At 71.8% G+C, this 26,889-nt stretch carries 27 protein-coding genes; 17 read left to right on the top strand and 10 right to left on the bottom strand.

The genetic code is table 11. The features are described 5' to 3' along the window. Nucleotides 1–34: 34 nt before the first annotated feature. Nucleotides 35–973, bottom strand: coding sequence for an SDR family oxidoreductase (locus OE229_RS15255; RefSeq protein ID WP_182066107.1), 939 nt, complete (start codon nt 971–973; stop codon nt 35–37). Nucleotides 974–1,118: 145 nt separating this feature from the next. Here OE229_RS15255 and OE229_RS15250 point away from each other — a divergent pair, with 145 nt between their 5' ends. The 3 genes from OE229_RS15250 (at nt 1,119) to OE229_RS15240 (ending at nt 3,953) form a co-directional block, all read left to right on the top strand. Next, the gene (locus OE229_RS15250) at nt 1,119–2,228 is read left to right on the top strand and encodes an LLM class flavin-dependent oxidoreductase (protein WP_262138717.1); all 1,110 of its coding nucleotides are present in this window, start codon (nt 1,119–1,121) and stop codon (nt 2,226–2,228) included. A 202-nt stretch (nt 2,229–2,430) separates the two neighbouring features. Continuing rightward, nucleotides 2,431–3,093 carry a hypothetical protein gene (locus OE229_RS15245; protein ID WP_262138715.1) on the top strand — a complete coding sequence of 221 codons (663 nt, stop codon included), beginning with the start codon at nt 2,431–2,433 and terminating at the stop codon, nt 3,091–3,093. Between the two features lie 368 nt (nt 3,094–3,461). After that, a complete protein-coding gene (locus OE229_RS15240; protein WP_262138714.1) occupies nt 3,462–3,953 on the top strand; it encodes a pyridoxamine 5'-phosphate oxidase family protein in 492 nt (163 codons plus the stop codon). A gap of 122 nt (nt 3,954–4,075) precedes the next feature. Here the strand turns inward: OE229_RS15240 and OE229_RS15235 are convergent, their stop codons facing one another. Continuing rightward, nucleotides 4,076–5,323 (bottom strand): hypothetical protein, encoded by a 1,248-nt coding sequence (locus OE229_RS15235; RefSeq protein ID WP_262138712.1) that lies wholly within the window; start codon nt 5,321–5,323, stop codon nt 4,076–4,078. Nucleotides 5,324–5,562: 239 nt separating this feature from the next. Here OE229_RS15235 and OE229_RS15230 point away from each other — a divergent pair, with 239 nt between their 5' ends. Both OE229_RS15230 and OE229_RS15225 read left to right on the top strand, forming a co-directional pair. After that, nucleotides 5,563–6,972 carry an MFS transporter gene (locus OE229_RS15230; RefSeq protein WP_182066110.1) on the top strand — a complete coding sequence of 470 codons (1,410 nt, stop codon included), beginning with the start codon at nt 5,563–5,565 and terminating at the stop codon, nt 6,970–6,972. A gap of 133 nt (nt 6,973–7,105) precedes the next feature. Beyond that, entirely contained in the window at nt 7,106–7,882 is a 777-nt protein-coding gene (locus OE229_RS15225) for an endonuclease/exonuclease/phosphatase family protein (RefSeq protein ID WP_182066111.1), read from the top strand. Between the two features lie 882 nt (nt 7,883–8,764). Here OE229_RS15225 and OE229_RS15220 read toward each other — a convergent pair. The 3 genes from OE229_RS15220 to OE229_RS15210 are packed head-to-tail and all read right to left on the bottom strand — an operon-like array spanning nt 8,765 to nt 11,495. Continuing rightward, nucleotides 8,765–9,439 carry a methionine ABC transporter permease gene (locus OE229_RS15220; protein WP_017888525.1) on the bottom strand — a complete coding sequence of 225 codons (675 nt, stop codon included), beginning with the start codon at nt 9,437–9,439 and terminating at the stop codon, nt 8,765–8,767. Continuing rightward, on the bottom strand, nt 9,436–10,545 hold the full coding sequence (locus OE229_RS15215) for a methionine ABC transporter ATP-binding protein (RefSeq protein WP_209133887.1): 1,110 nt from the start codon (nt 10,543–10,545) through the stop codon (nt 9,436–9,438). Before OE229_RS15215 ends, OE229_RS15220 begins: the two co-directional genes overlap by 4 nt. Next, on the bottom strand, nt 10,545–11,495 hold the full coding sequence (locus OE229_RS15210; RefSeq protein ID WP_209133885.1) for a MetQ/NlpA family ABC transporter substrate-binding protein: 951 nt from the start codon (nt 11,493–11,495) through the stop codon (nt 10,545–10,547). Before OE229_RS15210 ends, OE229_RS15215 begins: the two co-directional genes overlap by 1 nt. A 168-nt stretch (nt 11,496–11,663) precedes the next feature. On the opposite strand from OE229_RS15210, the gene OE229_RS15205 reads away from it, so the two are divergent. Beyond that, nucleotides 11,664–12,173: a 2'-5' RNA ligase family protein gene (locus OE229_RS15205; protein ID WP_262138709.1), complete on the top strand. Its 510-nt coding sequence runs from the start codon at nt 11,664–11,666 to the stop codon at nt 12,171–12,173. 23 nt (nt 12,174–12,196) lie between these two features. Here the strand turns inward: OE229_RS15205 and OE229_RS15200 are convergent, their stop codons facing one another. The 3 genes from OE229_RS15200 to OE229_RS15190 all read right to left on the bottom strand — a co-directional run bounded on the left by OE229_RS15200 (nt 12,197) and on the right by OE229_RS15190 (nt 15,484). Further along, the gene (locus OE229_RS15200) at nt 12,197–13,444 is read right to left on the bottom strand and encodes a D-arabinono-1,4-lactone oxidase (RefSeq protein ID WP_262138707.1); all 1,248 of its coding nucleotides are present in this window, start codon (nt 13,442–13,444) and stop codon (nt 12,197–12,199) included. Nucleotides 13,445–13,552: 108 nt separating this feature from the next. After that, nucleotides 13,553–15,034, bottom strand: a complete 1,482-nt coding sequence (locus tag OE229_RS15195) for an MDR family MFS transporter (RefSeq protein WP_262138706.1) — start codon at nt 15,032–15,034, stop codon at nt 13,553–13,555. Nucleotides 15,035–15,202: 168 nt separating this feature from the next. Then, nucleotides 15,203–15,484, bottom strand: a complete 282-nt coding sequence (locus OE229_RS15190; protein WP_071247546.1) for an acylphosphatase — start codon at nt 15,482–15,484, stop codon at nt 15,203–15,205. 144 nt (nt 15,485–15,628) lie between these two features. Here OE229_RS15190 and OE229_RS15185 point away from each other — a divergent pair, with 144 nt between their 5' ends. The 7 genes from OE229_RS15185 (at nt 15,629) to OE229_RS15155 (ending at nt 22,301) form a co-directional block, all read left to right on the top strand. Next, the gene (locus OE229_RS15185; protein WP_262138705.1) at nt 15,629–16,336 is read left to right on the top strand and encodes an NUDIX hydrolase; all 708 of its coding nucleotides are present in this window, start codon (nt 15,629–15,631) and stop codon (nt 16,334–16,336) included. An 8-nt stretch (nt 16,337–16,344) separates the two neighbouring features. Further along, nucleotides 16,345–17,616, top strand: coding sequence for a quinolinate synthase NadA (gene nadA / locus OE229_RS15180; RefSeq protein ID WP_209133875.1), 1,272 nt, complete (start codon nt 16,345–16,347; stop codon nt 17,614–17,616). Between the two features lie 32 nt (nt 17,617–17,648). Further along, complete coding sequence (locus OE229_RS15175; protein ID WP_262138704.1) at nt 17,649–19,385, top strand: L-aspartate oxidase; 1,737 nt, start codon at nt 17,649–17,651, stop codon at nt 19,383–19,385. Beyond that, nucleotides 19,382–20,305, top strand: coding sequence for a carboxylating nicotinate-nucleotide diphosphorylase (nadC, locus tag OE229_RS15170; RefSeq protein WP_262138703.1), 924 nt, complete (start codon nt 19,382–19,384; stop codon nt 20,303–20,305). The genes OE229_RS15175 and nadC overlap by 4 nt, the downstream gene beginning before the upstream one ends. A gap of 2 nt (nt 20,306–20,307) precedes the next feature. After that, the gene (locus tag OE229_RS15165) at nt 20,308–21,447 is read left to right on the top strand and encodes a cysteine desulfurase family protein (RefSeq protein ID WP_262138702.1); all 1,140 of its coding nucleotides are present in this window, start codon (nt 20,308–20,310) and stop codon (nt 21,445–21,447) included. 79 nt (nt 21,448–21,526) lie between these two features. Next, nucleotides 21,527–21,793 (top strand): hypothetical protein, encoded by a 267-nt coding sequence (locus tag OE229_RS15160; protein ID WP_209133867.1) that lies wholly within the window; start codon nt 21,527–21,529, stop codon nt 21,791–21,793. 217 nt (nt 21,794–22,010) lie between these two features. Next, nucleotides 22,011–22,301: a hypothetical protein gene (locus tag OE229_RS15155; RefSeq protein ID WP_182066123.1), complete on the top strand. Its 291-nt coding sequence runs from the start codon at nt 22,011–22,013 to the stop codon at nt 22,299–22,301. Nucleotides 22,302–22,323: 22 nt separating this feature from the next. On the opposite strand, the gene OE229_RS15150 is transcribed toward OE229_RS15155, so the two are convergent. Next, nucleotides 22,324–22,791, bottom strand: coding sequence for an MSMEG_6728 family protein (locus tag OE229_RS15150; protein WP_263344678.1), 468 nt, complete (start codon nt 22,789–22,791; stop codon nt 22,324–22,326). A gap of 88 nt (nt 22,792–22,879) precedes the next feature. Here OE229_RS15150 and OE229_RS15145 point away from each other — a divergent pair, with 88 nt between their 5' ends. Then, nucleotides 22,880–23,476 (top strand): NAD(P)H-dependent oxidoreductase, encoded by a 597-nt coding sequence (locus OE229_RS15145; RefSeq protein WP_209133865.1) that lies wholly within the window; start codon nt 22,880–22,882, stop codon nt 23,474–23,476. 192 nt (nt 23,477–23,668) lie between these two features. Here the strand turns inward: OE229_RS15145 and aroQ are convergent, their stop codons facing one another. Further along, nucleotides 23,669–24,112 carry a type II 3-dehydroquinate dehydratase gene (gene aroQ, locus OE229_RS15140; protein WP_209133863.1) on the bottom strand — a complete coding sequence of 148 codons (444 nt, stop codon included), beginning with the start codon at nt 24,110–24,112 and terminating at the stop codon, nt 23,669–23,671. Between the two features lie 142 nt (nt 24,113–24,254). Between aroQ and OE229_RS15135 the strand changes: the two genes are divergently transcribed. The 3 genes from OE229_RS15135 (at nt 24,255) to OE229_RS15125 (ending at nt 26,876) form a co-directional block, all read left to right on the top strand. Further along, the gene (locus OE229_RS15135) at nt 24,255–25,925 is read left to right on the top strand and encodes a sodium:solute symporter family protein (RefSeq protein ID WP_262138701.1); all 1,671 of its coding nucleotides are present in this window, start codon (nt 24,255–24,257) and stop codon (nt 25,923–25,925) included. Nucleotides 25,926–25,947: 22 nt separating this feature from the next. Beyond that, the gene (locus OE229_RS15130) at nt 25,948–26,283 is read left to right on the top strand and encodes a hypothetical protein (RefSeq protein ID WP_071247515.1); all 336 of its coding nucleotides are present in this window, start codon (nt 25,948–25,950) and stop codon (nt 26,281–26,283) included. A gap of 176 nt (nt 26,284–26,459) precedes the next feature. Then, nucleotides 26,460–26,876 (top strand): VOC family protein, encoded by a 417-nt coding sequence (locus OE229_RS15125; RefSeq protein ID WP_262138700.1) that lies wholly within the window; start codon nt 26,460–26,462, stop codon nt 26,874–26,876. The last annotated feature ends 13 nt before the right edge of the window (nt 26,877–26,889 follow it).

Below are 26,889 nucleotides of genomic sequence, written 5' to 3'. Positions count from 1 at the left end.
CGGCCGCGCCCCGCGCCCCGCGCTCGCGTCCCGGCTAGAGCGGCGGGCGCGTCCCGGTGAGGTCCTCCGCGACGGCCCAGAGGGAGCGGGCGAGGTCGGCGCTCCGCGCGGACCCGGGGATCGACACGGTGGTGGTCGGCCCGGTCATGCCGAACGGACCGGAGGGGCCGTAGTACGCGCCGCCCACGGCGTTCGGCCCGACCGCCGCGTACAGCAGCGGCTCGGTACCCTGCTCGACGGCCTGGGTGAAGGGCAGCGCGCGGTTGCTCGACCGTACCGGCTTCGACCGACCGAGCGATCGTCCCGCGGCCTGCAGGTTGGTCCGCGTGTAGCCGGGGTGTGCGGCGGTGCTGACCAGGGGCACGTCGGCCTCGACCGTCAGGCGGTGCAGGTGCAGTGCGAGGAGCAGGTCGGCGAGCTTCGACTGCGCGTAGGCGCGCCAACCGTTGTAGCCGCGCTCCCACTGCAGGTCGGCGAAGCGGATCCGACCGGGGATCGCGGCGAGGCTCGACATGGTGACGACCCGCGGAGCCTGGGCCACAGGGCCGTCGGCGAGGGGCGCTCGGGCGCGCAGCAGCGACGGCAGCAGCAGGTTCGTCAGGGCGAACGGGCCGAGGAAGTTCGTGCCGAACTGCAGCTCGAAGCCGTCGACGGTCTCGAAGCGCTCCGGCGGGGCCATCACACCGGCGTTGTTGACGAGGACGTCGATCGGACGTTCCTCGTCGACGATGCCGCTGGCGAAGCGTCGGACGCTCGCCAGGTCGGCGAGGTCGAGTTCGCGGACCTCCACGTCGGCTGCGGGGTGGGCGGCCCGGATGCCGGCGGCTGCGGTCTCGCCCTTCTCGGTGCTGCGGACGGCGAGCACGACGCTGGCGCCGGCTCCGGCGAGGCGCAGGGCGGCCTCCCGTCCGGTGCCGCTGTTGGACCCGGTGACGACGATGCGGCGTCCGGTCTGGTCGGGAAGGTTCGGCATGCGGGTGACCGTACTCGTCCGGGCTGGTCGACCCTGGCCGCGCGCGGCTCGGGCCCGGGCCCGTTCCGGCCGCTGACCCCGTGCGCGCAAGCCGCCGCCGTGCTATGTTGATGCAAACGCATGGAAGTGCGACCAGGAGGACACCATGAGCAACGCATTCGGCACCGACCGTCCCTCGGACGTCCCGCCGCCCGCACCCGAGCGGATCGGGCCGCTGCAGCTCGGCCTCGACACCTTCGGTGACGTCACCGAGCGCGCCGACGGCAGCCTGCAGTCCGACGCGCAGAGCATCCGCGACGTCGTCGACCAGGCCGTCCTCGCCGACCAGGTCGGCGTCGACTTCATCGGCGTCGGGGAACACCACCGCGCCGACTTCGTCGTGAGCGCCCCCGAGGTCGTCCTCGCCGCGATCGCCGCCCGCACCGAGCGCATCCGGATGGGCTCCGCGGTCACCGTGCTGTCCTCCGACGACCCCGTCCGTGTCTACGAGCGCTTCGCAACCGTCGACGCCCTGTCGAACGGTCGCGCCGAGGTCATCCTGGGTCGTGGCTCCTTCACCGAGTCGTTCCCCCTGTTCGGCTACGAGCTGAGCGACTACGAGGTCCTGTTCGAGGAGAAGCTCCAGCTCTGGGCGGCCCTGCGCGGCGGCGACGCCGTCACCTGGTCTGGCACGAAGCGCGCGGGTCTGGTCGACCAGGACGTCTTCCCGAAGCTCGAGCACGGCGCCATCCCGACGTGGATCGGCGTCGGCGGCTCGCCGCAGTCGGTCATCCGTGCCGCGTCGTACGGCCTCCCGCTGTTCCTCGCCATCATCGGCGGACAGCCGGCTCAGTTCGCCCCGTTCTCCCGCCTGTACCGCCAGGCCCTCGCGCAGCTCGATCTGCCGCAGCAGCCCATCGCGATGCACTCGCCCGGCTTCGTGGCGGCCACCGACGAAGAGGCCGCCGAGCGCTACTGGCCCTACCACAAGGCCGTCACCGACCAGCTCGGCCGGGAGCGCGGCTGGCCACCCCTCGACGTCGCCGGGTACCGCGCGAGCCTGTCGGCCGGCGGGTCGCTCTACGTCGGGTCGCCGGAGACCGTCGCCCGCAAGGTCGCACGCAACATGCGGATCCTCGGCGCCTCGCGCTTCGACATGCGGTACGCCACGGGTCGCCTGCCGCACGCCAACATGATGCGCTCGATCGAGCTCTACGGCACCGAGGTCGCACCCCGCGTGCGCGAGCTGCTGGCGCAGCCCGTCCCCGTCGCCTGACGGACGCGGGTCCGGGCCCGGGTCCGGTCCGGTCCGCAAAACACCGGTGTTCGCGCTCCACACCACCCTTCGCGGGTGTTCGGAGCGTGGACACCGGTGTTCTGCGTCCAGGTTCCGGTCCGTGCGGCGCGCGGGCAGCGGCCGGGAGGCCCGGGGCGGCCGCCGAGATCGGCTCACGGGGGCCGCGGGTACGGTCCAGGGCATGTCGTCACGCCCCGACCACGCCTCCGGTCCCGCTGCTGGTCACGCCCCCGACCCCGTCGTGGAGCGCCGGTTCCGCGGCCGGATCATGGGCGTCGGCACGACCTCGGGCGTCCGGATCGTCGTCGGCATGTGGGACCGTTCGCCGTTCGGGCCGTTCACGGACGTGTTCCTCGAGCTCCCCGACGGCACCAGCGTGCTGCTCGCACCCGACGAGATCGTCGCCGCGTACGTGTCCGGCACCTACCGCTTCGACACCGTCTCGGTCGTCGACGTCCGCGCCCGGCGCACCGCCAGCGGCCTCGAGCTGTCCGCCGGGGCACTGCAGGCCTCGATCGACGTCGGCGGCATCTCACCGCTCGGCCGGATCCTGCGCATCGTCCCGAAGCCGATCGCCCGCGACCCGCGCTGGCTCGCTGCGATCGACCCCGTGGCACGGCTGCTCGCGCCGGGATCCGGCACCGCGGGCTCGGCGGGCAACGGCCAGCGCGAGTACTACGGCGTGACCGGGGCGCACGACGTCACCGGCGTGCGGGGGAGCTGGGCGGGGGAGTCCCTCGGGGACCTGGCGCCGCTCGACCCGCCCGTGGCGTTCGGCTTCGCCTCGATGCCGAAGATCCCGCAGGTCGTCGACGTCGAGACCACCATCCGCGAACCCGCCTGACCTCGGCCTCCCTGGAGTCGATTCCGTGCGGGCGCATGTTCCGACGATCCGCGCGTCGATCGACTCGTGTCCGGTCGCTCGATGCACACGCATCCGGTGCGTGTGCATGCAACGACGTTCCACCTGTCGATCGACGCGTGTGCTGTCGCTTCCTGCACACGCATGCACGGCTCGGAGGCCGGCGCCCGCCGGGCGGGGGCGGCGTGGCGGGCGTGCGCCGGGCCTCCAGGCCGACCGCGACCCGGCCACGTCGACGCGCCGGGCTGACGCGTCCAGCGCCGGAGGGGCACACTGGTCGGAACGGTACGGCCCCGTGCACCGACGGTCGCACGTCGAGCGGAGCGGGGCGCATGACGCAAAGGAGCACCATGACCGACACACAGACGGACCAGCGCGCCGCCATCTCGGACATCGTCCACGGCGCCCACACGGCACTGCTCACCACGGTGAGCGAGGACGGGAACCTGCACGCCAGGCCCCTCGCGGTGCAGGACAAGGCGTTCCACGGGACCCTGCGGTTCCTGGTGCAGGACGGTAGCGAGAAGGTCGAGGACATCGCGCGGAACCCGCACGTCAACGTCTCGATCGAGTCGCAGGGCGGGTACCTGTCCATCGCCGGGACCGCGACCGTGACCCAGGACGACTCGGTCGTCGACGAGCTGTGGTCCCCGTTCGCCGAGGCCTGGTTCCCCGAGGGCCGTCAGGACCCGTCGATCCGGCTGCTGACGGTCGAGGGGGTCTCGGTCGAGTACTGGACCCAGGACACCGGTCCGGTCGGCAGTCTGGTGCAGATGTTCAAGGCGGCGCTCGGCAAGCAGAGCCAGCCGGACACCGGCGACCACGGCACGATCGAACTCTGAGGCGAGACGCCTGACGCGCGACACGGCGCCGTCGTCCTGTCCGGACGGCGGCGCCGTGTCGGGGCGCGGTGCGCGTGCGCGGCGCGCGGTGCCGCCGCCTGCGAGGGCTGCGTGTCAGTCGCTCACGGCGGCCCGAGCAGCCACAGCACCGCGACCAGCACCGGCTGCCCGGCCAACGCGGCCGTCACGAAGGTCCACCGCATCCAGGGCTTCGCGACCAGCTCGGGCGACCCGAACAGCGGCGCGAGCGGCATGAGCAGCCGCGGGGTCGAGGCCATCGGCAGCGACACCGCGAAGATGTACAGCGCGTACGCGGCCGAGTAGAGCACCGTCGTGGGCCCGAGCCGCAGCGTCGACCGGCGGAGCAGCCAGATCGGGTACGTGACGAGCAGGAACACCACGATCAGGATCCCGCCCACGCCGAGCCAGCGACCCGCGATCAGGAACCACGGCGTCAGCGGCACGAAGTCCACCCGGCCGATGAAGTTCACCCACCAGGACATCTCGGTCTCCAGGTAGGCGTTCGGCGTCCCGGTGGCGTGCGAGGCGATCACCGGCCAGGCGAGCCCGGCGAGGACCATGGTCAGGCCCGCAGCGACGACCCGGACCTGCTCGCGGAGCGGGAAGGCCTCGAGCACCCGGCCCGTCTCGCGCCGCGCACGCACCCACCGGACGAGTGCGACGACGCCGAGCACGAGCGGGATCGCCAGGGCACCGGGGCGGGTGAACGCCGCGGCGACACCGAGCGCCGTCAGGAGCCCGTAGCGCCGACGCTCCAGGGCGAGCAGCGCTCCGAACGACAGCGCGAGGAACATGCTCTCCGCGTACCCGACCTGCAGCAGGAACGACAGCGGACCGCAGCTGAAGAAGAAGACCGCCCACATCGCGGCGGCGTGCCCGGCGCGGTCCAGCACCAGGCGGTGCAGCAGGTAGGTGGCGAGCAGCCCGGCGACGATCGCGACGAGCGGGGCGCCGAGTTCGAACGGCACCCCGGTGGAGGCGGTCAGCGCCCGGATCGTGAAGGGGAACGCCGGCAGGAAGGCCCAGGCGTTCTGCGCGACGTTGCCGGCGGCGTCGAGCGGCAGCGCATCGGGGTAGCCGTGCAGCGAGATCTGCTCGTAGTACTGCCCGTCCCACGCGACCAGGAACGCACCGAACCCGTGCTCGTTGCCCCAGATCGCGTTGCCCGGCAGTGCACGATCGGTGAGCGGGTACGCGAGCGCGAGCCACAGGGTCGACAGGACCCGGCCGCCCGTCCAGACGAGCAGGACCGCCGCCCACGCCGGCAGGGAGGCCACGGTGTCCAGCACACGTCGTCGACCGCTGGCCGTGCCCGCGGCGACCACGCCGGCGCTGTCGGTGCGGCTCACGCGCGAGTTCCTCGGCGTTCGGGTGGTCGGGTCGGCACCCGGCCAGGGTAGTCGGCCCGAGCATGAGGATCGCACGGAACCGCGCCTGGAGGCCCGTCCCGCGTCGTGCTGGCCGCGTCGCGCCCGGTGGGCGGCCGGTGCGGCGTCCGGTGGGCGGCCGGTGCCGCGCCCGGTGTCCCGTCCGGTGGGCGTCCCGTCCGTGACGGAGCGGACGTCCGCGGGCATAGTCTCGGTGGGCGATGACGACGACGGCGACGACACCCAGACGACGGACCGGCAGCACGGCGGTCGCCGTGCTGGTGGCCGGGACCTTCTTCATGGAGCTCCTGGACGGCACGATCCTGGCGACCGCCGCCCCGGCGATGGGGCGTGACCTCGGGGTCGACTCCGCCGCCGTGGGCGTCGCGATCACCGCGTACCTCGTGACCCTCGCGGTGTTCATCCCGGTCTCCGGCTGGCTCACCGACCGGATCGGCTCCCGGACGGTGTTCGCCGGAGCCATCGCGCTGTTCACGATCGCGTCCGCCCTGTGCGCGCTGTCCACCGGGCTGGTCGAGCTGACGCTGTGGCGCATCCTGCAGGGCCTCGGCGGAGCGCTCATGGTGCCCGTCGGCCGGCTCGTCGTGCTCCGGAGCGCCGGGCGTGAACAACTCGTCACCGCCATCGCCATCCTGACCTGGCCGGCCCTCGCCGCACCGATCATCGCGCCGTTCATCGGCGGGGTCCTCGTCGAGACGCTGACGTGGCACTGGATCTTCCTCATCAACATCCCTCTCGGCGTCGTCGCCTTCGTCGCCGCCCTGGTGCTCGTGCCGCAGGAGCGTGCCGCACAGCGCGTGCCCTTCGACTGGTTCGGGTCGCTGCTCGCCTGCGTCGGGCTCGGCTCGCTCGTGGTGATGGCCTCGCTGCTCGCGCTGGAGATCGTGCCGGTCACCGCGGTCGTCGTCTCCGGGGTCCTCGGCGCGGTGTGTTGCTGGCTCGCGATCCGGCACTTCCGCCGCGCTCCGCACCCGATCATGGGGCTCGACGCGTTCCGACTCGAGACCTTCCGGGTGTCGCACGCCGGCGGCAGCCTGTTCCGCCTGGCGGTGTCCGCGGTGCCGTTCGTGCTGCCGCTGCTGTTCCAGGACGCCTGGGGCTGGAGCGCCGTGCTCGCCGGTTCCGCGGTGCTCTGGGTGTTCGTCGGCAACCTCGGCATCAAGCCGATGACGACGCCGTTCCTCCGCTGGTTCGGGTACCGCCCGGTGATCATCGTGTCGTCGGCCGTCGCCGCTCTGACCGTGGTCGCGATGGCGTTCATGACCGAGGACACCCCGTTCTGGCTGCTCGCCGTGCTGCTCGTCGTCAGCGGTGCGGCCCGATCCGTGGGCTTCACGGCGTACAACACGATCGCCTTCGCCGACGTCGAACAGGCCGACATGACCCCCGCGAACACGCTGTCGTCGACGCTGCAGCAGACCGCCGCGGGTTTCGGTGTCGCCGTCGCCGCCGTGGTCATCCGTGCGGCCTCCGGGCTGGGCGGCGACGGACCGTACACGGCCGCGTTCTGGGTCATCGCCGCCCTGCTCGTGGTCGCCTGCGTCGAGGGCATCCTGATGAGTCGCACAGCGGGCGACACCGTCCGCCCGGTCCGCCGTGTCCGCGCCTGATCCCGCCGCTGTCCGTTTCCGTCACGGTCACACGGACGAAACCCGGCAGGCGTTACAGTCTCAGCAACCGTCCGCGGTACCCGAGTACGGTGACCGCGGCAGGGTGACCGGAACACCCGGACAGGAAGGCAGCATGGCCGCGCCAGAGCAGCAGAGCACGATCGCACCAGAGCAGACCGTGCAGCCCACGCAGCTCCGTGTCGTCAGTTACAACCTCCGCGAGCACACCGCGAACAGCGAGCTCGCCGCACTGGCCGAGGCGTCCGGAGCCGACGTCCTGTGCGTGCAGGAGTGCGACAGCAACGACCTCGCACCGTCGATCGGCGGCCTCTCGCTCGCCGCGTCGACCCGCACCAACCGACTCGGGCTCGCGATCTACAAGCGCGACGACCGCTTCGAGGTGCAGGACTTCAGCATCCACTCGCTGCAGAAGTCGCTGCACGACCGGGTCCTCGCCCCCGCGCACGAGCGGCTCATCGCGATGCACCTGCGCGACACCGAGGCCGATGCCGAGGTCGTCGTCGCCTCGTTCCACGCCTCGCCGCTCACCGCGACGAACTCCCTGCGCCGCAAGCAGATCGAGGCGGCGCACCAGTTCCTGCGCGAGCTGGCGAAGGACGTCCCCGCCGTCATGGTCGGTGACTTCAACTACCCGTGGTTCCAGACGAACCTGCGCCGCAAGATCGAGCAGCACGGCTTCGCCCTGTCGCTGTCCGACCAGCCGACGTACCTGCGCTACCGCAAGTTCACGGGCCACTTCGACTTCGCGACGAGCGTCGGCCTGCACATCGCCGGCGTCGAGACCCTGCCGGCCGGCATCTCCGACCACCGTCCGATCCTGGTCCGTGCCCACTACGAGCACCCCGGCGAGACCGGCGCCGTCACCACCGTCGAGGCTCCCGCAGCCTGACCCGCGTCATCGGCCGCTGGCTGATCGGCACCGAGGTCGCACGACGTGCCGCGGGGGTGCCGCCGAGTGGTCACGAACTGTCGGTTGCGGGGGCGTAGGGCGACGACTCGTGCGACTTCGGCGGAGGTGCGCGGGAGTCGTGACCGCTCGGCAGGGGGCCGTCGGGCGCGTCGGCGGCGCGTGCCGAGGTCGCACGACGTGCCGCGGGGGTGCCGCCGAGTGGTCACGAACTGTCGGTTGCGGGGGCGCCGGCCGACACTTGGTCCGACCTCGGCGGAGGTGAGCGGGGAGTCGTGACCGCTCGGCAGCGGGCCGTCGGGCGCGTTGGCGGCTCGTGCCGAGGTTGCTCGACATGCCGCGTGCGCGGCATCGAGTGGTCACGAACTGTCGGTTGCAGGGGTGTCGGGCGACGGTTCGTGTGACCTCGGCGGAGATGAGTGGGGAGTCGTGACCGCTCGGCAGCGGGCCGTCGGGCGCGTTGGCGGCTCGTGCCGAGGTTGCACGACATGCCGCGTGCGCGGCGTTGAGTGGTCGGGAACTGTCGGTTGCGGGGGTGCCTGGCGACAGTTCAAGCGACCTCGGCGGAGGTGAGCGGGGAGTCGTGACCGCTCGGCGGCGAGCCGTCGGGCGCGTCGGTAGCTCGTGCCGAGGTGGGACGACATGCCGCGTGCGCGGGGTCGAGTGGTCGGGAACTGTCGGTTGCGAGGGCGTCGGGCGACGGTTCGTGTGACCTCGGCGGAGGTGAGCGGGGAGTCGTGACCGCTCGGCGGACGACGCTGGGCGCGTCCGACGGGGCGCGGCGACGCACCGGAGGCCCGGTGCCGGTCTCGCGGACCGGCACCGGGCCTCCAGGCGGTCGCCCGCAGAGCCCGCGAGCCCGCATCAGCGACGCAGCGTCGCCCGCGCCAAGCGGTTGCCGATGAACTGGCCGAGCTGCACGATGACGACGATCGCCGCCACCGAGACGTAGACCACCCACCAGTCGTAGCGCTGCGAGCCGTAGGTGATCGCGTACTCACCGAGCCCGCCGCCACCGATCAGCGCACCCTGCGCCGTCATGTCGACGATGCCGATGTAGATGAACGTGTACCCGAGGATCAGGGGGCCGAGGCCCTCGGGGATGAGCACGGTCAGCAGGATCGAGACCGGATGCGCACCCGAGGCCCGCGCTGCCTCGACGACGCCCGGGTCGACCGACAGCAGGTTCTGCTCGACGATCCGGGACACCGCGAAGGCCGCGGCCAACGAGATCGCGAAGGTCACCGCGGGGACACCGATCGTGGTCTGCACGACGACCCGCGACAGCGGCGCGATCGCGGCGAGGAAGATCACGAACGGGATCGGGCGGATCAGGTTCACGAACACGTTGAGCACCGTGTACGCGGTGCGGTTGCCGAGCACGTTGCCCGGCCGCGTCGCGTAGAGCAGCAGGCCGAGCGCGAGACCGATGACCCCGGCGATGACCAGCGAGATCAGCGACATCACGATGGTGTCGCGGATGGCGGCGAGGAAGACGTCGAACGTGTCGATCACGCTCTGGAACGAGTTGTTGTTCACGCGGCGGCCTCCTCGTCGGTCGTGACGCCGTCGGCGCGGAGTGCGGCGATCGCGGCGTCGATGGCACCGGACGCACCGGACCCGCCGGACGCACCGGATCCGCCCGACGCACCGGATCCGCCCGACGCACCGGACCCGCCGCCGGCGTCGCTCAGCTCGTAGGTGAGCGAACCGATCCGACGTTCCCGGATCTCGCCGACCCCGCCGTAGACGAGCTCGGCGGTGACCCCGGCGGCGCGGAAGGCGGCGTCGATGCGGTTCTGCAGCCCGGCCTCGTCGGTGATCTGCACCGTGACGAGTCGACCGGGGTGGCGGTCCCGCAGGCGCCGGAGCGTCTCGGGGGAGGGCCGGTCGTGCAGCGCGGTGCGGACGAAGCGCTGCGCGGCGCCGGTCTTCGGCGTCGAGAACACGTCGTAGACGTCCCCGACCTCGACGACCCGCCCCTGCTCCATCACGGCGACCCGGTCGGCGATCTGCCGGACGGCGTCCATCTCGTGCGTGATGACGATGATGGTGACGCCGAGCTCCCGGTTGACCCGGCGGAGCAGCGCGAGCACCTCGGACGTGGTCTCCGGGTCGAGGGCGCTGGTCGCCTCGTCGGCGAGCAGCAGGTCGGGCGACGCGGCGAGGGCGCGGGCGATGCCGACGCGCTGCTTCTGCCCGCCGGACAGCTGCTCCGGGTAGGCGTGGGCACGCTCGAGCAGGCCGACGAAGTCGAGCAGCTCGGCGACGCGACGGTTCCGCTCGGCCTTCGGCACACCGGCGACCTTGAGCGGGTACGCGACGTTGCCGGCGATCGTGCGGGACCGGAACAGGTTGAACTGCTGGAAGATCATCCCGATGTTGCGACGCGCCAGACGGCGGTCCCGCTCGGGGATCGCCGTCAGCTCGCGGCCTGCGACGGTCACCGTGCCGGAGCTCGGCAGTTCCAGCGCGTTGACCAGGCGGACCAGGGTGGACTTGCCGGCACCGGAGTACCCGATGACGCCGAGGACCTCTCCCTGGTGCACGTCCAGGGAGACGTCCTCGACGGCCACCACGGTCTCGCCGGTGTCGGCGCGGCGGTAGTGCTTCGAGACGCCGCGGAGTTCGACGAGGACCGGCACTACTGCTTGGCCGCCTTCGCGTCCTGCTCGACCTGGGCGAGCTCGTCCTGCAGCTCCGCGGCGCTCTCGTCGCGGGCGACGGCCTCGGGCAGGTCCTTCGCGAAGGCCTGCTGCACGGCGTCGTCCTGGAACAGCTCCGCCAGGTCGAGGTAGGTCTTGTTGTCCTTGTCCTCGTCGCGGACGGCGAACACGTTCACGTACGGGGCGGCGCTCGCGCTCGAGGGGTCGTCCTGGTAGATCGCGTCCGAGATCGGCAGGCCGGCGGCGGTGGCGAAGTTGTTGTTCACGACGGCGGCGGCGACGGAGCCCTGCTGCAGCGCGTTCGCGGTCTGCGAGGCGTCGAGGGGCTGGACGTCGACCTTCTTCGTCTCGATGTCGTCCGCGGTGGAGAACGCCGAGCCGCCGTCCTTCAGGGTGATCAGGTCGGCAGCCTGCAGGATCAGGAGTGCACGGGCCTGGTTGATCGAGTCGTTCGGGATCGCGACCTTCGCGTTCGCGGGCAGCTCGGACGGCTTGTCGTACTTCGTCGCGTAGAGCGGCAGCGGGTACACGGCGGTCGAGCCGATCGGCTGCAGGTCGTCGTCCGAGGTGACGTTGTAGTCCGCCAGGTACTGGATGTGCTGGAACTGGTTGATGTCCAGCTGGCCGTCCTTGAGGGCGGGGTTCGGCAGCGAGTAGTCCGAGAAGTTCGTCAGCTTGACCGTGACGTCGAGCTTGTCCTTCGCGAGCTTCGTGTACGTGCTCCAGTAGCCGAGCGACTTGTCCGCGACACCGATCGTGACGGTCTTCGGGGCGGCGTCACCTGCGGCACCGGCGTCGTTGCTCCCGGAGCGGACGGCTCCGACGATCACGGCGACGACGATCGCCACGACGACGATCGCGGCGGCGACGATCCAGCCGATCGGGCGCTTGCCCTTCGGCTTCTCGGGCAGTGCGGGGGCTGCGGACATGCTGGTGCTCCTCGTGGGCCGTGCGTGTGGGGGAGCCGCGGTGGTCCGCGGCGTGGAGACGAGTGTGACGTGCGGTCCACCCCCGGTGCGAGTTCCGTTCCGTCGTGTTACGCAGCACTCGACCTGCGTCGCGGGACGCGTCCCGACACGACTTGGTTGACTCGGATCGTGCGCAGCATCGAACTCGTCCTCGGTCCGGAGTCGGACGCCGCCGTGCGGTCCGCCTGGCAGGCCCTGATCGACGCCGACCTGCCGAGCCTCGGTCGACACCCGTCGCCGTCGAACGCCCCGCACGTCACCCTGGCCGCAGGGGACACGCTGCCGGTGCCGGCGGGGTTCCGCACGTCGGTGCCGACCGCGATCCGGCTCGGCGGGTTGCTGCTCTTCCCCGCGGGTGCCGGCCGGTCGGTCCTCGTGCGCGCGGTGGTCGTCGACGCGGCGCTCACGACCTTCCACGGCGAGGTGCACGCGGTCGCGCCCGGCGGCGTCGGGACGTCGGTGCCCGGGCACTGGTCACCGCACGTCACGCTGGCCCGCCGGGTGCGTGACGAGGACCTGCCGCGCGCCGTTGCTGCACTGCGCACCGTGCCGCTGCCGGAGACGCTCGAGGTCGGCGGCGTCCGGCACTGGGACGGCGAGACGCGGACGATCACGCCGCTCGCGTTCACGACCGACTAGCGGGCGCGGCCTGGAGGCCCGGGTCAGGTCCCGAGCACCCGCTCGCCGAACGCGGATGCGAACGTCCGCTCCGGGTCGGCCCGGGCGACGAGGTCGCGGAAGTCCGCCAGCCGCGGGTACAGCCCGGCGATCGCCGCGTGGTCGAGCGAGCTCATCTTGCCCCAGTGCGGTCGGCCGTCGAAGGCAGCGAGCCGGGACTCCAGGTCGGGCAGGAGCGCGGCGACCTCGGTCGGGTGCTTCTTCCAGGTGAACGCGATGCAGAGGACGTCCTCGCCCTGGGTCGGGCTGAGCCAGAGGTCGTCGGCGGCCATCGTCCGGAGTTCGCACACGTGCAGGTGCGGCTGGATGCGGTCGGCCAGCCCCCGGAGCGCGTCGAGGGCCGCCGCCGCGTGCCGGAGCGGCACGAAGTGCTCGCTCTGCACCTCCGACCCGTGACTCGGGACGGACCCGATCGGGAAGTGCGGCAGGCGGTCCCACCACGGGCCGACCGAGCCGTCGCGCGCGGTCCGGTGGTCGTCGCCGGGGGTGCCGGGCAGACGGCGTGCGTCGGCGAGCGCTTCCGGCACCGGGACGTCCTCGGCGCCCTCGGGCACGCGCGACTTCACCAGGACCTCGGTGATCGCGTCGCCGAACACCGTGTAGGCGCACACCGAGTACGCGGCGGCGTGCACCTCGGCGACGTTCGCCGTGAAGGTGTCCCAGGGGATCGCGCCGTAGACGTCCTGACGCATCCGGTAGGCCGGTTCGACGTCGAGGGTCACCCGGGTCACGATGCCGAGCAGTCCGAGGTGCAGCACGGCACCGTCGAACGCGGGGTCCGTCCGGTCGACCGTCCGGGCGGTGCCGTCCGGACCGAGCACCTCGAACGCGCGCACCGCGGTGGCGAGCGAGCCCAGTGTCGTCCCGGAGCCGTGGGTACCCGTCGCGACCGCACCGCCGACCGAGATGTGCGGCAAGGATCCCGTGTTGTGCAGGGCGAACCCGGCACGGTCGATGTCGGCCGCGACGTCGCCGTAGCGGGTGCCGGCCCCGAGCGTGACGGTGCGGTGCTCGGCGTCGACGACCAGGTCGGTGGGGATGCCGGTCAGGTCGAGCAGGGTGCCCGCGGTGTCGGCGACGTCGTTGAACGAGTGTCGGGTTCCGAGGCCGTGCACCCGATCGGCGTCGGCCACGACCCGGGCGGCCTCGTCGATCGACGACGGGCGGACGACCCGTTCGGCCGTGTACGTGACCGTGCCGGACCAGTTGAGCTCGCTCGTCGTCGACCGCATGGCGCCCACCCTGCCACGCGGTCGCGAGACGGGCGCGGGCCGGGCGCCGCTCCCGTCACGGGTTCGGTGCCCGGCCCGGCTCGTCGGTCAGTGCGCGAGGCCCGTCGGTCAGTGCACGGGCGGGGGCGTCGGCGCGCCTTCGGGCACCTCCGGCCGGCGGACGAACACCGACGCCAGGATGCCGAACAGCGAGATGATCGCGCCGACCGTGAAGGCTGTGCCGACGCCCGATGCGGTGGCCACCTGGACCCCACGGGCACCGGAGCCCTCGGCGGCGGTGGCCGCACCGATCGTCAGCAGCGTGACGAACAGGGCGGTGCCCGCCGCACCGGCGAGCTGCTGCGCCGTGCCGAGCACCGCGCTGCCGTGCGAGTACAGCTTCGGGGGCAGCCCGCCGAGCGCTGCGGTGAACAGCGGCGTGAAGGTCAGGGCCAGGCCGATGCTCAGCACCACGTGCGCACCGAGGACGAACCACACGCTGGTGTCGACGCCGACGGTGGAGAGCGCCCAGAGCACGGCGCTGACGATGATCGATCCGGGGATGAGCAGCACGCGCGGGCCACGGCGGTCGTAGATGCGACCGACGATGGGGGAGAGCAGGCCCATCAGCAGACCGCCGGGGAGCAGCAGCAGGCCGACCTGCAGGACCTCGAGGCCGAGCACGCGCTCCAGGTAGATCGGCAGCAGGATGAGCGTGCCGAACATCGCCATGAAGCTCAGGCCCATCGCGACGATCGGCACCGTGAAGCCACGGGTGCGGAAGGTGCGGAGGTCGAGCAGGGCGCTGTCGGTGCGCTGCAGGCGCGTCTGCCGGACGATGAACACCGCGAGGGCGACGGCGCCGACGACCAGGGCGGTCACCGGGACGAGCGGACCGGTCGCGCCGGCCTCACCGATGCTGGACAGGCCGTAGACGATGCCGCCGAACGCGAAGGCGGAGAGGACGACCGAGACGACGTCGATCGGCGCCTTGCGCGGCGTCGAGACGTTCTGCACCTTGACCATGCCGAGGACGAGCGCCGCGATCGCGATGGGCAGCACGAAGCCGAACAGCCACCGCCACGAGAACGCGTTGAGGATCAGGCCGGAGATCGTCGGGCCGACGGCCGGAGCGACCGAGATGACGATCGAGATGTTGCCCATGATGCGACCACGGTGCGCGGGGTCGACGAGGGTCAGGACCGTCGTCATGAGCAGCGGCATCATGATGGCGGTGCCGCTGGCCTGCACGATGCGGCCGACGAGCAGGACGGTGAAGCCCGGCGCGAGCAGGGCGATCAGCGTGCCGACCGAGAACAGGCCCATCGCCCAGACGAACACCGGTCGGGTGTTGAAGCGCTGCAGCAGGAACCCGGTGATCGGGATGACGACGGCCATGGTGAGCAGGAAGCCGGTGGTCAGCCACTGGCCGGTCGCGGCGCTGATGTCCAGGTCGTCCATGAGCCGGGGCAGGGCCACGCCCATGATGGTCTCGTTGAGGATGACGACGAACGCGGAGACGAGCAGCAGCCCGATCACGAGTCGGGTCTCGGCAGCGGACGGCTGCGAGACGCTTCCCGTGCGGGGGGCGGAATCGACGGCCTGGGTCATGCGGGTGCTCCTGGTGGGTCACGACGGGTGGAACGGGTGTGGCGCAGGACGCGCAGACAGGCCAACTCCCTGAGTGGATGCGATTATTCCGCTTCGCTCGTGACATCCGCAGGTGGACGATCGGTGCCGAGCGCGACGCGCGCCGGCACCGATCCCACGCACGTCCGCTCAGTGCAGGATCGCGAACCCGTCGGCGTCACCGTGCGGCACGACCGAACGCAGGCTGACGTCGGTCACGGTCGCCGACGGCGGCCCGGTGCGCAGGCACTCGACCAACGAGTCGACGGCGACCGAGGGTCCCTCCGCCTCGACCTCCACCGTGCCGTCCCAGAGGTTCCTCGCGTAGCCGACGAGGTCGAGCCCGTCCGCCTTCCGAGCGGTCCAGTACCGGAAGCCGACCCCCTGGACCGTCCCCGACACCACGGCATGCACCCTCGTCACCGTCGTCATGTCCTCCACGCTAACCGCGGCTGCCCCGTGGGAGTTTTCGGCCCCGTGACGATCTGTTTCCGGCTCGTGACGAGCACACCGCGACGGCAGTGATAGTGTCATCTCAACCCGAACACTTCGAGTCAGATTGACACTATCTCCACCATGGACGAAGCAGGCATCCGCGTCGCGGTCTCCACCGTGATCGTCGCACTGCGCCCGCACCCCGACACCGGGGCCCCGGCGCTGTGGATGCCGCTCATCCGTCGTGTCGCCGAACCGTTCGAGGGATCCTGGGCGCTCCCCGGCGGCTGGGTCGGCGACGACGAGGGCCTCGAGGACTCCGCGGCCGCCCGACTGCGCGAGACGACGAACGTCCAGCCGCGGTACCTCGAGCAGCTCTACGCGTTCGGCGACGTCGGACGCTCCCCGAACCGCGTCGTGTCGATCGTGTACTGGGCGCTCGTGCACCCGGACGAGGCGAACGTCGTGCCCGACGACTGGAACGTCCGGTGGTTCCTGGCCGACGAGCACCCGCCGCTCGCCTTCGACCACGACCGCATCGTGGAGTACGCGCTGTGGCGACTGCGCAACAAGATGTCGTACTCGCGGATCGCGCAGGCGTTCCTCGGCGACCGCTTCACCCTCACCGAACTCCGGGGCGTGTACGAGGCGGTGCTCGGCCGAGCACTCGACCCCGCGAACTTCCGTCGGCAGGTCGAGAAGACCGACGCGGTCCTGCCGACCGACGAGACCACGAGCGGGGGCCGGCACCGTCCGGCCCGGCTGTACCGCTCGAACCCCGACCTGGCCTACGCGGACAACGGCCCGCTGCAGACCGGGGCAGATCAGCACCAGCAGCGGAACCGATAGGAAGCCCCGTGTCCATCGCCACGACGATCGAACTCATCTCCAACGGCAAGGCCGGCGGCAGCACCTGCACGCCCGACCTCGCGATGCCGACCTGGGACTTCGACTCCCGCCCCGGGTACGGCCCGGGTTCGTCGATGTCCGACGTCATCCCGACGAGTGCCCCGCGCCAGGGTGTCCTGCCCGACGAGTACAAGACGGCCCCGACCGACGAGCTCCACGAGCGCATCGAGCGGGCGAAGGCCACCCTCGGCGACCGGGTCGTCGTCCTCGGGCACTTCTACCAGCGCGACGAGGTCGTCCGGCACGCGGACTTCCTCGGCGACTCGTTCCAGCTCGCGAACGCCGCCCTGACGAAGCCCGACGCCGAGGCGATCGTGTTCTGCGGCGTGCACTTCATGGCCGAGACCGCCGACATCCTGGCGCGTGACGACCAGCGCGTGATCCTGCCGAACCTGGCCGCCGGCTGCTCGATGGCGGACATGGCCGACATCGACAGCGTCGAGGCCGCGTGGGCGGAGCTGACGGCCGTGTACGGCACCGAGCCCGACGCCGACGGCCGTGTCCCCGTGATCCCGGTCACCTACATGAACTCCGCCGCCGACCTCAAGGCCTTCTGCGGTCGCAACGGCGGCATCGTCTGCACCTCGTCGAACGCCGCGACGGTGCTCGAGTGGGCCTTCGAGCGCGGGCAGCGGGTCCTGTTCTTCCCCGACCAGCACCTCGGCCGCAACACCGCGAAGGCGATGGGCATCAGCACCGACCTGATGCCCATGTGGAACCCGCGCCTGCCGGGCGGGGGCAACACCGCCGCCGACCTGCTCGAGGCGAAGGTCATCCTCTGGCACGGCTTCTGCTCCGTGCACCGCCGCTTCACCGTCGACCAGATCGACCAGGCCCGTCGCGAGCACCCGGGCGTGCAGGTCATCGTGCACCCCGAGTGCCCGATGGCCGTCGTCGACGCCGCAGACCACGCCGGCAGCACCGACCTGATCCGGAAGACCGTCGCCGCGGCCACCGAGCCGACGACCTTCGCGATCGGCACCGAGATCAACATGGTGAACCGGCTCGCCGCCGAGTACCCGCAGCACACGATCTTCTGCCTCGACCCGGTCGTCTGCCCCTGCTCGACGATGTACCGGATCCACCCGGGCTACCTCGCCTGGGTGCTCGAGGCACTCGTCCGGGGCGAGGTCCTCAACGAGATCGTCGTCCCCGCCGACGTGCAGGCGGACGCCAAGGTCGCGCTCGAGCGCATGCTCGCGGCCAAGCCCCGCGGCTGAGACGCGGACCCGACCGAACGAGGGAGACCACCGTGCACGTCGTCATCGTCGGCTCCGGCATCGCCGGGCTGACCGCAGCGATCCGCGCCAGTGCCCTGCACGACGTCACCCTGGTGACGAAGGGGGCGCTCGCCGACAGCGCCACCGCGTACGCCCAGGGCGGCATCGCGGTGGCGCTCGGCGCCGACGACTCCGCGGCACTGCACCAGGCCGACACCCACGTCGCCGCGGCGGGCAGCGCCGACGCCCGGGCCGTCGAGGTCCTGTGCACCGACGGCCCGGCCCGCGTCCGCGACCTGCTCGCCCTCGGGGTGCCCTTCGACCGGTCGTCGGACCGGGCGACACTCGACCGGTACGGCGACGACCTCGCCCGCGGTCGCGAAGCCGCGCACGGCCGGTGGCGCGTCGTGCACGCCGACGGTGACGCGACCGGGGCCGCCATCGAACGCACCCTCATCGCGGCACTGCACCGACGGCACGTCACGATCCTGGAGCGCACGAGCCTGACCGACCTCGTCGTCCGCGACGGGGTGGTGGTCGGCGTCGACGTCCTCGACCTGCTCGGGGAACCCCGCCGGATCGACGCCGACGCCGTCGTCATCGCGTCCGGGGGAGCCGGACACCTGTACCGCGAGACGACGAACCCCCTGGTGGCGACCGGTGACGGGGTCGCCGCCGCCTGGCGCGCCGGTGCCGTCCTCGCCGACCTGGAGTTCGTCCAGTTCCACCCGACCCGGCTGGCCGTCCCCGGCGGCGGCCTGGTGTCCGAGGCCGTGCGCGGTGAGGGCGCCGTCCTCCGCGACGCGGCCGGACACCGCTTCATGACCGACGTGCACCCGGACGCCGAGCTCGCTCCGCGTGACGTCGTCGCCCGGGGGATCGCCGCCGCGGTGCGCGACCAGGGCGGCGCACCCGTGCTCCTCGACGCCACCGGCCTCGACGCCGCGTTCCTGGCCACGCGGTTCCCCGGACTCACCCGGGCCACCCGCGCCGCCGGGTTCGACTGGACCCGCGAAGGCGTCCCCGTCGCACCGGCCGCGCACTACTCGATGGGCGGCATCGCCACCGACGCCGAGGGCCGCACCAGCCTGCCCGGCCTGCTCGCCGTCGGCGAAGCCGCCTGCACCGGGGTCCACGGCGCCAACCGGCTCGCCTCGAACTCCCTGCTCGAGGGACTCGTCTTCGCGGTCCGCGCAGCGGACGCGGTCGCCGCACCGCGACCCGGCCTGCTCCGCCTGCGCGGGGACGCCGGTCTCCACGTCACCAGCGTGCCCCGAGCGGCCGACGTGATCCGTTCTTCTCCCCACCTGCTCGGCCGTCACGCCGCTCCGCAGGCTCCGCAGCGCGCCGGAACCGGCAGGCGTGGGCCGAGTCCGACCCTGCCTGGAGGCGCGACCCACCTCGACGACGCCGGCGACGTCCGGCAGGCGGTCCAGTCCGTCATGACGGACCGCGTCGGGCTGCTCCGTGACGCCCTCGGGCTGGCGAGCGCGCGCCGCGAGCTCGACGCGCTGACCGCGCCGACCGGCGGCGGCGTTCGCGAGCACGAGGACCGTGCGCTGCTCGACCTGGCCCGACTCGTCGCGCTCGCCGCCGAGGCCCGCACCGAGTCCCGAGGGGCGCACGCCCGCACCGACCACCCCGACACCGACCCCACCGCCCCGGCCTCGTACGCCTGGGTCGCCGACCACACCGACGCACACCCCGACGAGCACACGGACGAACGCGCCGACGGCTCCGCAGTCGTCCCGCAGGAGGTACCCGCATGACCACCGACCCCGGCACCATCCCGCCGCACGCGCTCCGTCGCGTGATCGAGACCGCGCTCGAGGAGGACGCGCCCTGGGGCGACGTCACCAGCGAGACCCTGATCCCCGTGGAGGCGACCGCGACCGCGACCCTCGGCGCGCGCGAGCCGGGCGTGCTGAGCGGCGGGGCGGTGTTCGTCGCCGTGATGCACGCCGTCGACCCGTCGATCCAGGCCGTGGTGCACGTCGCCGACGGCACGCACTTCGCGGCGGGCGACGTCCTCGCGACCGTGACCGGGGCGGCGTGGGCCGTGCTGCGGGCCGAACGGGTCGCCCTCAACCTGGTGCAGCGGATGTCGGGCATCGCGACGACCACCGCGGCGCACGTCGCGGCCGCCGCGGGCACCTCGGCGCGGATCGTCGACACCCGGAAGACGACGCCCGGCCTCCGAGCACTCGAGCGGTACGCCGTCCGGTGCGGGGGCGGACACAACCACCGCACCTCGCTCTCCGACGCCGTGCTCGCCAAGGACAACCACCTGGCGGTGCTCCTGGCCGGTGGTATCGGCATCGGCGACGCGATCACCGAGGCCCGCCAGCGACTCGGGCACACCGTGCACGTGGAGGTCGAGGTGGACCGGATCGACCAGATCGAACCCGTCGTCGCGGCCGGGGTCGACACGGTCATGCTCGACAACTTCACGCCGGACGAACTCGTGACCGGGGTCGGCATCGTCGCCGGACGCGCGCTCGTCGAGGCCTCGGGCGGGGTGTCGCTCGACACCGTCGCGGCCATCGCGGCCACCGGTGTCGACGTCATCTCGGTCGGGGCGCTGACCCACTCGGCGCGGGCGCTCGACCTCGGGCTCGACATCGACGTCGCCGTGCCGACGGAGCACGCGGCGCCGACGGAGCACGTCGCGGTGCCCGTGCGGGACTAGCCGTGTTCTACCTGGACCGCTCCGCCACCACCCCGGTTCGCCGCGAGGTGCTCGAGGCGATGTGGCCCTACCTGACGGGGGTGTTCGGCAACCCCTCGTCGACGCACGGGGTCGGGGACCAGGCCGCCCGGGGACTCGCCGCCGCACGGACCGCCGTCGCCGGGGTGCTCGGGTGCCGGCCCGCCGAGGTCGTCTTCACCACTGGCGGCACCGAGGGGGCGAACACCGCGATCAAGGGGATCGCCCTCGCCACGCCCCGCGGTCGGCACGTCGTCACCAGCGCGACCGAGCACGAGGCGGTGCTGGAGAGCTGCGCGTACCTCGCCCGCTTCCACGACTTCGACGTCACGGTGCTGCCCGTCGGGCCGGACGGCCGCGTCGACCCGGCGGTGCTGCGCGCGGCACTCCGGCCGGACACCACGCTCGTCTCGATCGCCCACGCCGACAACGAGATCGGCACCGTGCAGGACGTCCCCGCGCTCGCGGCGGTGGCGCACGAGGTCGGGGCGCGGTTCCACACCGACGCCGTGCAGTCCGCACCCTGGCTGCCGATCGGTCTGGGGCCCCTCGGGGTCGACGCGCTGTCGCTGTCGGGGCACAAGCTGGGCGCACCGAAGGGCACCGGTGTGCTGGCCGTGCGCGCCGGCGTCCCGCTCGAGCCGCTGCTGCACGGCGGGGGACAGGAACGGGGGCGGCGGTCCGGCACCGAGGACGTGGCCGGTGCCGTGGCGGTGGCGACCGCCCTCGGGCTGGCGGCGGAGACCGTTCGGTCGGGAGAGGGCGCGGCGATCACCGTGCGCGACGCGGTGCTCGACGGTGTGCTCGCCGCGGTCCCCGGCGCGTTCGTCACCGGTTCGCGGGAGCACCGGCTGCCCGGGCACGCGTCGTTCTGCTTCCCGGGCGTCAACGGCGAGACCGTCCTGCTCGAGCTCGAGCAGCGTGACGTGGTGTCGTCGTCGGGCAGTGCCTGTGCTGCGGGCAGCACCGAGGCCTCCCACGTGCTCACGGCGCTCGGGATCCCGGAGGACGTGGCCCGCACCGCGCTCCGCCTGACGTTCGACGTGGCCCTCGCGGCTGACGACGTCCCGGTCGTCGTCGAGGCCGTGGCCGACGCCGTGGCGACCGTCCGCGCTCTCGGCTGAGGTGTACTAGACGTTCTACTCCATCTCTGGGTACGTGTCCCCCCTTCTGCGGACAACCGATCTGCGTCAGAGTGTCGTCATGGCGAACGCGATGATGACCCGGACGCGACGGGACGACCGCTTCCGAGCGGTGCAGCTCCTGCCGGCGCCGGCCACCCTCGTCGCGCTCGCCCTGGCAGCGCAGCACGACCTCGGCACGGCCCCGCTGGGGGTCATCGCCGTGGTCGGAGCGCTCGCGACCGCCGGGAGTGCCCTGCTCCCGATGGTCCGGCCAGCCGCCGCCCTCCGGTCGATGCCCGCACCGACCGAGACGGACCGGTACCGAGAGGACACCGAACACCCTTGAGGTCCACCACCGTGCGGTTCCCCTGAACCGAGCCGCGCGGTGGACCCAGACCGGATGTCGACCCCTGATCGACGTCCGGCGCGGGGCGCGACGTTCCCCCTGTCGTCGTGTCCCGCCGTACACCGCGATCCCGCCGTGGGTCGACGTCCGCACCCCTGAGCGGCGTCGGTTCCCCTGCAGCCCACGGCGGGGTCCGGTTCCCCGGTAGCGTCGTCGCGTGCCCTCGTACCGCGTGACCCTGGCGATCGGTGCCCTCGCGCCCGGCACGGCACCGGACGCCGTCCTGCCCGCCGCGGCCGCACTGGTGCGCGACCGCGCCGTCGTCGAGGCCGAGGACGTCCGGCTGCTCCGTGGCGTCCCGTGCGCGGTCGTGCGCTTCGAGGCCGACGACGACCGTGTCGCCGCGGCCGTCCGCGACGCCGTGGTCGACGGACTGCGGGACGCGGTCGAGATCCGCTCCGACGTCGTCACCCGGCGTGAGGGTGGTCGCTGGATCCCGGTCGCCTGACGGCCAGGCGGTCGCCCGACGGTCAGACGGCGCGGGTCGCCGGTTCGGGGGTCCCGGGCCAGACGTAGTCCAGGTCGTCGGGCACGTCCGGGAACAGCTCCCGGTAGTGCTCCGGCGCCTTCTGTACGAGCTTCGACCGGTGCGAGACGTGCAGGGCCTCGTCGTCGTTCCACGGCGGGATCGGCACGTTGCCGCGCTCGTACGCCGCCAGGTCCTCCGGCACACGACCCAGGTCGAGCAGGGTCTTCTCGAGGCACGTGTCGGCGTACCCGCGCTCGGCCCAGACGCGGCACGTGGCCTCTTGGTACGCCATCAGCGCCGGACGGTAGCCACGCCACATCGCCGTCACCGGGTGGTGCTGCCAGCCGTAGTCGGGGAGCGTCAGGGCGCGCATCACCTGCAGGGTCTCGACCCGCTGCTTGCCGAGCCGCCGGTCGTCGAGGACCTCGGCGGATGCCCGGAAGTCGGCGTACGGCAGGAAGGTCTGCATGGCGCGGACGCTACCCCGACCGACTGGCACCCGACACATGTCGTCACGAACGTGCCGCCCGCGCCGGCAGCGTGTGAGCATCGACCGCATGAGCGGAGAACTGGTCGTCGGTGTCAGTGGCAGCCCATCGGACCCCTCGCGGACCTCGACCCTGGTCGCGGCGACGGTGGCCCGGCTGGCCGAGGAGATCGACGGCGCCCGGACCGAGACGATCGAGATCGGCCCGCTGCTCGCCGACCTCGGAGCGGCCTCGGGTCGCGAGACGATGTCCGAGCGCACCCGCCGGGCCCTCGAGACGGTGGAGGCCGCGGACGTGCTCGTCGTCGGCAGTCCGGCCTTCCGAGCGGCCTACTCCGGCGCCTTCAAGCTGTTCTTCGACTGGGTCGGCCAGTACGACCTCGTCGACACCCCGGTGCTCCTGACCGCCACCGGCGGCAGTGACCGACACGCCCTGCTCGTCGAGCACCAGATGCGCCCGCTGTTCGGGTTCTTCCAGTCCACGACCCTGCCGCTCGGGGTGTTCGGGAACGAGCGGGACTTCGCCAAGCGCGAGGGTGGCTACGACATCGCGAGCGTCGACCTGGAGCTCCGCATCGACCAGGCAGTGCGCCGGGCCGTGCCGCTCATCCGCGGCGGCTTCGCCACCGCCGGCCTGACCGACGTGCGGCGCCCCGCCGAGTTCTGATCCGCGCGCACTGCGCTTCCGGGCGTACCTGGCGCTTCCGGGCGTACCTGGTCGGAACTTCTCACCAGGTGTGCCCGGAACCACCAGGCATCGCGCGTGCCATGGGAAGGAACGGGCGCGACCCAGCGTGACCAGCAGGCGGACGGGAGGCCCGTGGCGACGCCGCCACGGGCCTCCCGTCCGGTCGTCAGCTCAGCTGAGCAGGGACGCGACGTGCGCGACCGCCAGGCGGTAGCCGTCGGCGCCCGCGCCGGCGATGACCGCCGTCGCGGCGGTGGCGACGTGGTCGACGTGGCGGAACGGCTCGCGCTTCCACGTGTTCGACAGGTGCACCTCGACGACGGGGACCCACAGGGCCTCCACCGCGTCGTGCAGCGCGACCGAGGTGTGCGCGTAGGCGGCGGGGTTGATGACGACCGCGGCGAAGCCGTCGAGCGCCTCGTGCAGCCACTCGACGAGCTCGCCCTCTCGGTTCGTCTGGCGGAAGTCGGCCTCGAGCCCGTGCACGGCCGCCTCGGTGTGCACGATCGCCTCGATCTCGGCGAGCGTCACGGTGCCGTACTGCTCCGGGTCACGGCGGCCGAGGATGTCGAGGTTCGGGCCGTTGAGGACGAGGATGCGCGACGCGTCGGTCATGGGCCGAGCGTAGCGAACCGGGGGAGCGCTACGCGGCTCGAGTGATGCATGTGCTGGCTATGTGAACGATCACAAATCGGTGTAACGTCTCCGTCCGGGTCGGCAGAGTTGTCGACTGCAACACACTGACGTGGAGATGTGAATGGTTCTCGCTGCAGCGAACGAAGGGATCCGGCTCGACTTGGGCTGGGTCGACTACCTGATGATCATCGTGTACTTCGCGGTCGTCATCGGGATCGGGTTCACCGCCCGCAAGCAGGTCCGGACGAGCATGGACTTCTTCCTGTCCGGGCGCTCGATGCCGGCGTGGATCACCGGCCTGGCGTTCGTGTCCGCGAACCTCGGCGCCACCGAGATCCTCGGCATGGCGGCCAACGGTGCCCAGATCGGCATGTCCACCCTGCACTACTACCTCGTCGGCGCCGTGCCCGCGATGGTGTTCCTCGGCCTCGTGATGATGCCGTTCTACTACGGCTCGAAGGTCCGCTCCGTGCCGGAGTTCATGCTGCGCCGCTTCGGCAAGGCGCCGCACCTGGTGAACGCGATCGCGTTCGCGGTGTCGAACGTGCTCATCGCGGGCATCAACCTCTACGCGATGGCCATCGTCATCGAGGCCATGCTCGGCTGGCCGGAGTGGCTGGCGATCATCGTCTCCGCCGGCTTCGTGCTCGTCTACATCACCCTCGGCGGGCTCTCGAGCGCGATCTACAACGAGGTCATGCAGTTCTTCGTGATCATCGCGGGGCTCATCCCGCTGACGATCGTCGGTCTGCACCGCGTCGGCGGCTGGGACGGCCTGTCGAAGGCCATCACCGAGACCCAGGGCGTGCAGCACCTGCAGGCCTGGGCCGGCACCGGCTTCGGCGACGTCACCAACCCGATCGGCGCCAACTGGCTCGCCATCGTGCTCGGCCTGGGCTTCGTGCTCGGGTTCGGCTACTGGACCACGAACTTCACCGAGGTGCAGCGTGCGTTCTCGGCGAAGAACATGTCCGCGGCCCGCCGCACCCCGCTCATCGCCGCGATCCCGAAGCTCTTCATCCCGGCCATCGTCGTGATCCCGGGCCTCATCGCCGCGGCCGTGGTGGGCAACCAGTTCGCCGACGGCACGCTGACCTACAACGACGCGATCCCGAAGCTCATCCAGATGTACCTGCCGACCGGTGTGCTCGGCATCGCGGTGACCGGCCTGCTGGCGTCCTTCATGGCCGGCATGGCGGCGAACGTCTCGTCGTTCAACACCGTCTTCACCTACGACATCTGGCAGCGCTACATCCGCCCGAACATGCCCGACCTGCACTACCTGAAGACCGGCCGCTGGGTCACCGTCGTCGGCGTCGTGGTCGGTATCGCGACCGCGTTCATCGCGGCCCAGGCGTCGAACATCATGACGTACATGCAGACGCTGTTCTCGTTCTTCAACGCACCGCTGTTCGCCGTGTTCATCCTCGGCCTGCTGTGGAAGCGCATGACGACGCAGGGAGCGCTCTGGGGCTACGTCCTCGGCATCGTGACCCCGACGATCACCTGGATCGCCTACCTGGTCAACCCGGACCTGTTCGCCACCGCGACCGCGGAGACCCTGTACGGCGCGATCATCTCGTTCGTCACCGTGCTGGTCGTCGGCTTCGTCGTCTCGATGCTCACCAAGCCGAAGGACGAGAAGGAGCTCGGTGGGCTCGTCTACGGCGTCGGCAAGATCGACCTGCACGGCGACTCGGTCGCGACGGACACCGCCTGGTACCGCTCGCCCGCCCTGCTCGGTACCGTCGCGCTCGTGCTGTGCGTCGTCCTGTACCTCCCGTTCCTCTGATCCGCGAAGGAGACCACTTCTCATGAGTGACACCACCACCCCCGGCGCGATGACCGAGGAGCAGAAGGCAGCCCTCGTCCGCTCCACCCGCCGACTCGACCTGCGCCGCATCCTCGGCGGCCTGTTCGTGCTCTACGGCGTGATCACGACCATCGTCGGGATCGTGCACTGGAACACCGACCCCGAGAAGACCGGCGGGATCCACATCAACCTGTGGGTTGGGATCTCGCTGCTCATCGGCGGCGGCCTGTTCTTCCTCTGGGACCGCCTGAACCCGGTGCCCGCCGAGGACATCATCGGCCAGGCCGAGGCCGAGTCGCACCAGCGTGCCGCGGGCGAGGGGCGCGAGTTGGCCTGAGGCCGCTCGGGTCGGGCGTCCCCGGCCTGACGCGGAACGACGAAGTCGCTGTCGGACGACAGCGACTTCGTCGTTTCCGGGCTGGGCTGCACACACCTTGACCGGTTGGTTCCCTCACGAAACGGTTGCGCGCTGGTCCAGGTGGGTCCAGGTTGAGCGTGACGAAAGGAACCGCCATGGACACGATGGTCTTCATCAACCTGCCCGTCACGGACCTCGAGCGCTCGAAGGCGTTCTACGAGGCACTCGGGTACTCGATCAACCCGGCCTTCAGCGACGACACCGCGGCGTGCGTGGTGGTGTCCGAGTCGATCTACGTCATGATCCTGACGACGGCGAAGTTCGCCGAGTTCACCGACAAGACGATCGCCGACGCCGACACGATCGAGGTCATCAACTCGCTCAGCGCCCCGTCGAAGGAGGACGTCCACCGGGTCGTCGACGCCGCGGTCGCCGCCGGGGGCATCGAGGACCGGCCGGAGATGGACCTCGGCTTCATGTACCAGCGGAGCTTCACCGACCCGGACGGACACCGCTGGGAGTACGTGTGGATGGACGAGCAGGCGACGCAGGACGGCCCGCCCGCCGAGTGAGCCAGGCGCTGTC

It is taken from the genome of Curtobacterium poinsettiae, assembly GCF_025677645.1.
In the GTDB taxonomy this organism is placed as follows: domain Bacteria; phylum Actinomycetota; class Actinomycetes; order Actinomycetales; family Microbacteriaceae; genus Curtobacterium; species Curtobacterium poinsettiae_A.
The sequence above is the reverse complement of the archived record's forward strand: the minus strand, read 5'-3'. Positions and strand labels throughout refer to the sequence as shown.